The 9940-nt window shown below is 46.4% G+C and carries 9 protein-coding genes and 1 tRNA gene; 7 read left to right on the top strand and 3 right to left on the bottom strand.

The annotated features are described in order from the left end of the window. Window positions 1-309: 309 nt before the first annotated feature. From AB1797_10155 to AB1797_10145, 3 genes are all read right to left on the bottom strand, one after another. Window positions 310-447 carry a hypothetical protein gene (locus tag AB1797_10155; GenBank protein ID MEW5767967.1) on the bottom strand — a complete coding sequence of 46 codons (138 nt, stop codon included), beginning with the start codon at window positions 445-447 and terminating at the stop codon, window positions 310-312. Between the two features lie 70 nt (window positions 448-517). Next, a complete protein-coding gene (locus AB1797_10150) occupies window positions 518-1279 on the bottom strand; it encodes an energy transducer TonB (GenBank protein MEW5767966.1) in 762 nt (253 codons plus the stop codon). Between the two features lie 124 nt (window positions 1280-1403). After that, window positions 1404-4490: an efflux RND transporter permease subunit gene (locus AB1797_10145; GenBank protein MEW5767965.1), complete on the bottom strand. Its 3087-nt coding sequence runs from the start codon at window positions 4488-4490 to the stop codon at window positions 1404-1406. A gap of 615 nt (window positions 4491-5105) precedes the next feature. Between AB1797_10145 and AB1797_10140 the strand changes: the two genes are divergently transcribed. From AB1797_10140 to AB1797_10110, 7 genes are all read left to right on the top strand, one after another. Continuing rightward, a complete protein-coding gene (locus AB1797_10140; GenBank protein ID MEW5767964.1) occupies window positions 5106-6257 on the top strand; it encodes an iron-containing alcohol dehydrogenase in 1152 nt (383 codons plus the stop codon). A 59-nt stretch (window positions 6258-6316) separates the two neighbouring features. Then, window positions 6317-6652 carry a cupin domain-containing protein gene (locus AB1797_10135; protein ID MEW5767963.1) on the top strand — a complete coding sequence of 112 codons (336 nt, stop codon included), beginning with the start codon at window positions 6317-6319 and terminating at the stop codon, window positions 6650-6652. Further along, window positions 6633-7148 carry a toll/interleukin-1 receptor domain-containing protein gene (locus AB1797_10130; GenBank protein ID MEW5767962.1) on the top strand — a complete coding sequence of 172 codons (516 nt, stop codon included), beginning with the start codon at window positions 6633-6635 and terminating at the stop codon, window positions 7146-7148. Before AB1797_10135 ends, AB1797_10130 begins: the two co-directional genes overlap by 20 nt. Further along, entirely contained in the window at window positions 7145-7588 is a 444-nt protein-coding gene (locus AB1797_10125; GenBank protein MEW5767961.1) for a toll/interleukin-1 receptor domain-containing protein, read from the top strand. The genes AB1797_10130 and AB1797_10125 overlap by 4 nt, the downstream gene beginning before the upstream one ends. Before the next feature lie 466 nt (window positions 7589-8054). Next, window positions 8055-8129 (top strand) — tRNA-Gln (locus tag AB1797_10120). A 211-nt stretch (window positions 8130-8340) separates the two neighbouring features. Then, complete coding sequence (locus AB1797_10115; protein ID MEW5767960.1) at window positions 8341-8760, top strand: retroviral-like aspartic protease family protein; 420 nt, start codon at window positions 8341-8343, stop codon at window positions 8758-8760. 35 nt (window positions 8761-8795) lie between these two features. Continuing rightward, the gene (locus AB1797_10110) at window positions 8796-9716 is read left to right on the top strand and encodes an NTP transferase domain-containing protein (GenBank protein MEW5767959.1); all 921 of its coding nucleotides are present in this window, start codon (window positions 8796-8798) and stop codon (window positions 9714-9716) included. Window positions 9717-9940: the final 224 nt, after the last annotated feature.

The following is a 9940-nucleotide window of genomic DNA, read 5'->3' as shown; positions in this document are numbered from 1 at the left end:
ATTTGTTATGAGAGATATATTCTACAAACATGTCGCTCCTCTGGAGCTAACCTGAATAAAGCTCCGTAGGAGTAATCTGTTTGTAGTATTTCACAAAAGCAATATATTTGCAGCTCCGTAGGAGCGAGCTGTTTTTGCCCTTCGTGTTCTTCGTGGTTTTTAAAAGATGCGGGTAAGGATAAGCTTGATGGGAGGGGTTAGGGGAGGGTGAAATAACAAGAGTAATAATATTGCCCGCCCATTTCACCCTCACCCTATCCCTCTCCCCTCAAGGGAGAGGGAATTTTGCTTTGTCTCCCAACTAACTGCTTAACTTAGTTTTGAGTAGTTACCTTTTATTTTCATGTCTGATTCACCCACATCTTCCTGCCAGCCGTCAACACGGATCCGCTGGCGCAAATAGCCGCCGGGATACATAAAGCCAACCGCCACCAGCGGTAGACCCAAATCACTGCATTCCTTGAGATGATCGCCGGCTAAAAAGCCAAGCGGCTCGGGTCGGTTTGGGGATAGGCTCTTACTCCTCTAATAATCTGTAGACAATAGGGACGGTTATTTTTAACTTCTCTCCCAGGTCGCTGGGAGGCTTTGGGAAGGGGCAGGCCCGCTTGATGGTGGCTAAGGCTGCTTTATCAAGTATCCTGTAACCAGATGATTTTACTATCCTTATATTATCGATCTCTCCTTCTTGCCTAATGGTAAACTCAACCTTTACCACCCCCTCAAACCCCTGCCTTTTGGCCCACCCAGGATAGGATTTTACCGCCTCAATCTTTTTCTTTACTAAGTGGAAGAAGCTATCTCTTGTCTTCTTATTACCTTCTGCTCCCTCTGTTTTCGGAGATTGAGGCTGGCTGGTATAAACAGGAGAATTAGTGGCCATGTCTTGGGTAACAGCTTCTTCTTTTCCCTCCCTGGCCCTCGCCTCTAAGTCATCACCCTCAAAGGGGACATCTAAAACCTCACGCAAAGGGGAGGGTTTTTTCCCTATCGGTTCCGGTGCCGGCGGTAGAGGCATCTCTTTCTGGATGGAAGGTTCCGGTTTCAATATTGGCTCAGGTTCAGATTTTGGTTCCGGCTCCGGTTCTGTCGATGGAGGTTCTTCCTCTTTGATCACCTTCTCCTCTACAGGAGGTAGTGATTCTATCTCAATAAAGGCTATTTCAATCACCATCTCCTGTTCCGGCTCAGGCGGACTAATACTTAAACAGATAGCGAACAATATCCCGTGAAAAACCAGCGAAATGATAAATGACCCAATGGTTATTCGGTCAGACATTTTTATTACAATTATTTTATCCGTGCTAATCCGTGTTAATCCGTGGCTGAATAATTCCCCCTGTAGATATTAACTATGGATAGGCTGAATAGTCACCATTTTATAACATAAATTCGGCTCAAGGTCAAGACTTTTTGCCGAGGCTTTTTTTCAGGCTGTCAAATAAGGAGTAGAGGACAGGAACCACGCCCAGGGTAAGAAGGGTGGCTACGGAGAGGCCGAAGATAACGGCTACGGCCATAGGGCTCCAGAATTGGCTGCTTTCGCCGCCGATCACCAATCTCATCTGGTGAAAATCAAAACTCACCCCGACCGCCATTGGCAACAGGCCCAGGATAGTCGTAATAGCCGTCAGCATTACCGGCCGAAAACGCACCAGTCCGGCTTTGACTACAGCGGTCGAAGTAACCATCCCGGTTTTTCTTAGCTGCTCGATATAATCGATGAGCACAATAGCATTGTTGACCACCACCCCGGCTAAGCTAATGACACCCACGCCGGTCATAATTATGCCGAAGGGGGTGCGGGTAATGAGCAAGCCTAAGAATACGCCCATTAGCGAGAGTATGACCGAAGTCATAATGATGAAGGGCCGGCTAATGGAATTAAACTCGGTGATAAGGACTAAAGCGATCAAAAAGATGGCCCACCAGAAGGCCTTGCTTAAAAAATCCTTTGCTTCCTCTTGCTCTTTATTCTGACCGGTAAAGGATATTTTATATCCATTGGGAAGATCCAGGTCAGCCAACAGACGGCGCACATCACCCAAGACATCATTCGGCAGGCGGCCGTAGACATCTGATGAAACCGTCACGGCTCTCTTTTGGTCTATCCTTCTCACCACCCCCAACCCGCCGCCAAATTCGACCTTAGCTACGGTGCTCAGCGGAATAGGCCGGCCAGAATAGTCGGAAATGGTCAGGCCTTCGATGCCTTCAATACTTTTTCTCTTGGCTTCCGGCAGTCGGGCAATGATATCGTATTCATCTTCACCATCACGATATTCTCCCACGTGAATCCCAGCGATAGCGCTCTTAACCGTATTGGCTACCAAAGAAGGCGAAAGTCCAAGAAGCAATGCCTTTTCCTTGTCTATCTTCAGTCGGAGCTCAGGCTTGCCCTGAACATAATCGTCTTCTAAGTTAACTATCCCGGGGATATCCTTTATTTTCTCCCTGACTTCTTTGGCCAGCCGTCCTAAGGTTTCAAAGTCTTCGCCTGAAATTTCAATATTAACCGGTAACCCAGAAGGCGGCCCGAACTCTTCTTCCTTGATAAAAACCTCTGCCCCGATCACATCCTCTGTCTTTTGGCGGATCTTATCAATCAGGAGTGGTGAAGGAATGCCTCGGTCCTCAAAATCCACAAACTCGACGGCTACCTGGCTGTTGTTGCTCATGCCAGGCCCATCGCCGGAAAAGCTATGGCGGCCGCCCCCCCCTGAGCCAATATTGGTAATAAAGTATTTGATGTCAGGACACTGGCTTAGTTCTTCTTCAAAGGGTAAGGCCAATTTAAGGGAGGTCGAAAGCGTTGTCCCTTCCGGGGCTTCAATGTTTATGTAGGCCCGCTCCGGGTCAACTTCAGGGAAAAATTCCACCCCACTGCCCCAACGGATAAAAGAGGCGATACTGGCCACGAGCATTATCAAGAAGATAGCGACCGTCAAAAGCCGGTGTTTCAGGATAAAGAGCAGGGATTTTTCATAAATATTTAATATTAAGTGTTTCTTCTCGCCCTTCTTTTTGGCCGAAAGAAAAGAGGCGCAGAAGGTAGGATTCATGATTAGGGCTACGGCTAAGGAAGCGATCAAGGTTATAATGACGGTCTTGGGGAGAAAGCCCATAAATTCCCCCATAATCCCAGGCCAGAATAATAAGGGCAGAAAGGCGCAGACCGTCGTCAGGGTCGAGGTAGTCAACGGCCAGGCGACTTCACTGGCCCCTATTCGAGCCGCTTCTTCCCTTTCCCTGCCTTCTTGCAGATGACGATAGGTGTTTTCAACAATGACGATGCCGTTATCCACCAACATCCCTAAGGCTAAAATCAAGCTGAAAAGCACCACCATGTTCAGGGTAATACCCATGGCCGAAAAGACAGCAAAGGCCATCAGCATCGAAAAGGGAATAGCTGAGGCAATAAATAAAGCGCTTAGACCGCCAATAAAGATAAAGATGACCACCAAAATCAGGATAAGGCCGGTCAGGATGTTATTCTCCAGTTCTTTAACAATCTCCTCAATCATTTGGGAAAGATCCTGGGTGATGGTGATCTTCACATCTTTGGGCAGACGCTTTTCCGCTTCGGCCAGGATTGCTTTTACGGCTTTGGCAATGAAGATAATATTTTCCCCTGATCGCTTCTGGATAGAAAGGGTGATACTCTCCTTCCCTTTGAACCGGGAGAGGCTGTCCCGTTCTTTAAAGCCGTCCACCACCGTGGCTACATCCCGCAGATAAACAGGCTGCCCATCCCGGACATAGACTATCAGATTATATATCTCTGTTGGGTTTTTGTACTCGGCTGGAATGCGGAGGGTGTATTTGGCTTCGTCGATTTCCACACTTCCGCCCGGCAGATTGATATTTCCCTGTCGGACAGAGGCCACGATTTCATTAAAAGGAATACGATAGGCCGCGACTCGATTCATATCGAACTCGACCCGGATTTCCCGCTCCAGACCGCCGATTATCTGAACATCCAGTACCCCCCGGATAGCTTCGATATGGTCTTCCAATTCTTCGGCAATGGCCTTTAACTCCATTAAGTGGCGCTCTCCAGAGATATTGACCAGCATAATCGGAAATTCCGAGAAATTTATCTCCATAACCGATGGGTCATCCGCACCTGCCGGCAGGTCGCCTTCAGCCGCCTCCACCTTGTCCTTTACCTTGCGCAGGGCATCGTCAATATCCACACTGGGCGCAAACTCAATGGTGATAGTCGAATGACCCTCAGCCGAGATGGAGCGAATCTCTTCTACATCAGCCAGTCCGGTCAGCTTCTTTTCAATAGGGATGGAAATTAAGGTTTCGATATCTGAGGGGGCCACACCTTCATAATCGGTGCTGACAATAATAAAGGGGATAGTAATATCCGGGGCTGCCTCCCGCGGCAGGGTAAGATAAAAATATATACCGATAATGAGGATGATCACCATTGAGGCATAAACCGTAACGCGATGTTTGATGGCGGTATTAGTGATTATCATTTGTTTTGTCCATGGGGTTATTTCTTCCCCTGTTCATACCTGGACCATTTAACCCGACCGGATTACTCCGGTGGATAGGCTGAAGGCTATAAACATCTCGAAAGGTCTTACACCTTCAGTTTATCTACCTTCAGTCTACCTACCTTCAGTCTATCTACCTTCAGCCTATCTACCTGAATAGTTACCTGCAAAATGGTGACATTTATCTTGCCTTTCTGCCTGGGGCAACCGTTTCCTCATAGTCTTACAATATACGCCTATCATCCACTCTTGTCAATATATTTTTTCGGGATACTTTTATCTTGGAAGGAACATAAAAAAAGGAGGTTGACAAATTCCTGATTAGTGGGTAAACTAATCACAGATAAAGAAGAAGTAACCGTTCAGGTATAGCTGCACGGATTAGCACGGATAAATAACACAGGACAGAAGGCGGAAGTGTAGGGACAGGGCTTGTCCCTGTCCGTGCTTGTCCATGTCCGTTCCGTAGACGGACAACCACAAGGGTTGTCCCTACAGCCTAAGGACAGACCCGAATCACGGACACGGCTCACGGATTTTCCGTGTTTCATCTGTGTGCATCTGTGGCTGAACGGTTACAAGAAGAATTCATCTATGCCGGAAGGAAAATACAATATGTCATTTGAGTTGAATCTTCCCCGAAGAATTATCTTCGGAAAAGGAAGTATCCGGTCTATAGGGTGTGAGGCTAAGAAACTGGGCCGCAAGGTTCTTCTGGTTACAGGAAAAAGGGCGTTGGCTGCCGTAGGGGTGTTGGATCAATTTAAAGAATATCTTGAGACGGCTGGACTCGAAGTGGTTCTTTATAATAAGGTATTTCCAGAACCGGACTTATCTACGGTCGATGAAGGGATGGCCCTGGCTTGCCAGGCGGGCTGTGATCTAATCATAGGTTTAGGCGGAGGCAGCAGCCTTGATGTGGCCAAGACCGTGGCCGGTCTGGCTAAAAATGGCGGGAAGACGGTTGAATACCAGGAGGGAAGAGAAATCCGACCTGAGCTAACCCTTCCTTTTATGGCTATCCCTACTACGGCCGGCACCGGAGCTGAGGCCACCTACAATGCCGTTATTACTAATCCGGATCAAAAGGTAAAGAAGAGTATCAGGAGCCCGGCTCTAATGGCTGTCCTGGCCGTAGTTGATCCGGAGTTAACTATGACGGCTTCCCCTGAGGTAACAGCTTCTGCCGGGATGGATGCCCTGTCTCATTTAGTCGAAGGGTATTGTTCCCTAAAGGCTAATCCTGTTACTGATTCTCTGGCCTTATCAGGGATCGGTTTGGTTGGAAGATCATTAAGGAAGGCCTATAATGATGGAGGAGATATAGAGGCCAGAGAGGATATGTCTCTGGCGGCGCTTTTGGGGGGAATAGTTCTGGCTAATGCCGGGCTGGGCGCCGCTCATGGCCTGGCGGCTTCTTTAGGACCCGTGGCCCAAGCCCCCCACGGTCTGGTCTGCGCTGTTCTTTTGCCTTATGTAATGGAGTTTAATCTGGAAGCGGTTCCACAGAAACTTTCGATGATAGCCGCAGCTTTAACCGGCATGCCGGATCAAGGGCCAGAGGCCGCCGCCAGAGAGGTAAAAAATCTGCTTTCAGACCTGAGTATAAGTGGCCATCTGCGTGATCTTGGTGTAGCGCCTTCTGATATCTCAAAAATTGTTAAAGGTGTGTCAAGCTCTGCTAAATACAACCCCAGACCGGCCAGTCCTGAGGATCTGACCGGACTTCTGGAGAAGGCCATGTAATACGGCACTACCCTTTACAAACTCGAAACCCGAAACTTAAAGAAAGGAGAGATAAATAGATGAAACGTACCAATGAGGACCAACACGAGTTCAGGAAGGTGGATTCTGGACCCAAATATCTCTTCCGAGGCCCAAAGATCGATTGGGGGTTAATGGTGCTAAGACCTGGTGAGGAGATGGGTTACCATATTCATACGGAAACGGAGGAGACCTTTTATTTCTTTGACGGCGCTCCCAAGATGATAGTCAACGATATCGAATATCAAACCAGAATTGGTGATGCCTTTTATATTGAACCCCACGAAAAACACAACATCTTAAACGATACCTCTGAGCCGATAAAATGTATCTTCATAAAAACCCCTTATTTGCCTGATGATAAGATTAACTGCTAAGAGCGGGTCTGGGGAAAACAGAAGACGGGGGAAAGGAAAACAGAATATGTTAGGAGATCAGCAAATTACCATGACCCAGAAAGCTCAAATAAGAAAAAGCTATCTAGTATTTATTAGTCATTCGGAAAAGGACCGATGGATTGCAAAACAGATGGCTATACTCATTGAAGAAAAAGGTCGAAAGTATGGTGTCAAAACATTTCTTGATGAAAAGGATATAGAAGGTGGAGAATCAATTCCAGAGTCGATTCGAAGGAATATACAAGAGTGCGATGAATTTCTGGTTCTTCTCAGTCGATATTCCATAGACCGTCATTGGGTTTTGATAGAAATAGGTGCGGCTTGGGTGCTTGGAAAACGTATTATCGCTATTATAGATAAAGTTACTCCAGAGGAGATGCCGGATATAATAACTTCATATAAGGCTATAGATCTTAACAGCTTTGAAGAGTATCTTGAACAACTTATTAATCGTGTAAAGGAGGCAGGAAAATGAATACGATTCAAAAAGAAAGGGGTAAACAAGTTCTTCGCATCTTTTTAAGCTATACTACCGCGGATAGGACGTATGCACATAAACTGTACAGTCTTCTATCTCAACGCCCCAATTTACGTATATTTACTACGGAAATGTTTAGTGCGGGAGAAGATTGGGAATCTAAACTTAAAGATAGACTCTCTCAATGTGACATCTTTATGGTGTTATTATCGTCAAATTCTGTTGATTCAAAGTGGGTGCTACATGAATTAGGTGCAGCTTGGGCCCTTGACAAGCCAATAATCCCTATTGTCACTTATCCCGAGTTAATTTCTAAGATTCCCTTAACATTGGGTGGAATTAGGTTCGTAGAGATTAAGGATCTTGAGAAACCAGAGGTTATAAGTAAAATTCTCGAGCATTACGAAGAGGTAGCAACTTCACATATCCGCGGATAAAAGACTACGGTGCTCCGCTCTTTTGCTCAAATTGACAGGGCGCAGGAAAAAACTTCGACCTGTGCGGTTAGATCTCTACTGCGAATGAGAAAACCACTACTATTCTCTGGGCAACAACAGGGCCACCACAGGGGGTTGCCCCTACTATTCATCCCCCAGAATCCAAAGATGGCAAAGTCGCTGCACTCTATAGTCCTATCACTGCTTATAATTCAGGTCGAAAAATTTTCTTGACATTTAGGCTAATATTCGGTATCCTTAGAAACTAATGACCAGGGAGGGGGTGAATTTTGGTCGATGGGATTACGGGTTGGTGATTCAGCCCCAAGTCACTAATCTGTATCTTCTCAATATTTCGGGGAAGGTCAGTAATTCGGTGATCAGTGATCGGTAATCGGCCACAACTGATCACTGGTGGCTCCTCACTGATAACCAATGACCGATCATCTCGTTACCCCTCAAAGGATGGGGCGTCGTCAAGCGGTAAGACACAGGATTTTGGATCCTGCATTCGGAGGTTCGAATCCTCCCGCCCCAGCCAGTGGCTTTCTTTTTAAGAAAAGCAGGGAGAATAGTAACCGTTCAGCCACCAAGGCACGAAGACACAAATTAGAGCAATAGAGCAGAAGTTCTGGAACTTTCAGAAAAGTCTTTAACTACTGAGCTACTGCTTGGTTAAACTATTAAGAAATAATCTTTTAATCTTTGTGTCTTAGTGTCTTTGTGGCTGAACACTTACGGAGAATAGAGAGATGGGTAGAGTAACCGCAAAAATAAAGGTAGAAAATATGGTGGATTATCTTCTTTCTAAGCGCGGGGAGATGCCCTCTGAACAGGCCCGTTTCCTTGAAGTTGACGAGGCTCTGGTCGATACGGGAGCTACATTGCTTTGCCTCAGGCATGAGCAGATAACCAGGCTGGGGTTGGCGCCTTTAGAAATTCGGAAGGCACAGACAGCCAGTGGTCCAGTGGAAAGACAAGTATATACGGGAGCTATGCTGACTATTATGGGGCGCACTTGTAGTACTGATGTAATGGAGATACCAGAAGATGCCCCTGTTTTAATTGGATACCTTGCCCTTGAAGGCCTGGATTTACAACCTGACCCAAAGTCTCAAAAGGTGATCCCTAATCCAGCGCATGGTGGAAAATTTATTATGGATCTCTATTAGGACGTATCTTCTCAATATCTTGGGGAATACCTCTAATGCAAGATTTAGCCTGGCTTGTCCTGGCGGCCGGACGGGGCAAACGAATGAAATCCAGTGTGCCCAAGGTTCGACACAAGCTGGCCGGTAAACCGATACTTAATCATGTTCTTGATTCGCTTACCTCTTTGGAAGTAAAGAGGAAGATAGTGGTGCTCGGCTATAAAGAAAAGGCCGTAAGGGAGATTTTGTCCCCTGATATTGAGGTGGTCATTCAACCAACCCAGGAAGGAACAGCCCATGCCGTTAGACAGGCGGAAATAAGCTTAGCCGATTTTGAAGGCGATTGCCTGGTCTTAAGCGGCGACCTTCCTTTGCTTACCGCTCAGACGATAGAGGGATTTATCTCCTTTCATCGGGAAAGGAAAAATGTAGCGAGTTTGCTTGTTGCCCCAATAGAAGATACTAATGAGTCTCCGCTGATCTATTGTTTCCAGGCTACATTTCTTTTCTGGGCCTTGGGAGAGGTTAAACCTCATTCTGAAGATGAAGAGGAAGACTTGAATGACTGTATAGCCATATTAAAAGACCGGGGACACCAGGTTGAAACGGTGGTTGTTTCTGACCCGACGGAAGCTATTGACATAAATACCAGGGTAGACCTGGCCAAGGCAGAAGGGATTTTGAAATCCAGGACAATAAACAGGCTTATGGTTGGGGGGGTAACTATAATAGATCCGGATTCGGTTTTTATTGATGCCACCGTGACTATCGAGCCTGATACCGTGATCTATCCCTTTACCACTATCTTAGGTAAGACTAAAATTGAGAAAGACTGTGTTATCGGCCCTCAGGTTTTTTTGCTAAATGCCGAGGTAGGGGCGGGGGCGACCATCTACACCTCTTTTATTAGTGATGCAAAAGTGAAGCCAGGGGCAAATATTGGACCTTTTGCTCATATAAGTAACCAGCCCCAATAGGCAATAGCCAATAGCCAATAGGCAATTAGGTAGCAGGTATAAATAAGCCCTAATGGCTATTGGCTCTTGACTATTGGCTCTTGACTATTGGCTAATAGGTAACTACTCAAAACTAAGTTAAGCAGTTAGTTGGGAGACAAAGCAAAATTCCCTCTCCCTTGATGCTTATCCTTACCCACAAATTGGGTAAAAGGATGGGGTAAACAAGAGCCTGCCTTGATGAA

The sequence above is a fragment of the bacterium genome (genome assembly GCA_040753085.1).
Taxonomy (GTDB): Bacteria; UBA9089; JASEGY01; order JASEGY01; family JASEGY01; genus JASEGY01.
The sequence above is the reverse complement of the archived record's forward strand: the minus strand, read 5'-3'. Positions and strand labels throughout refer to the sequence as shown.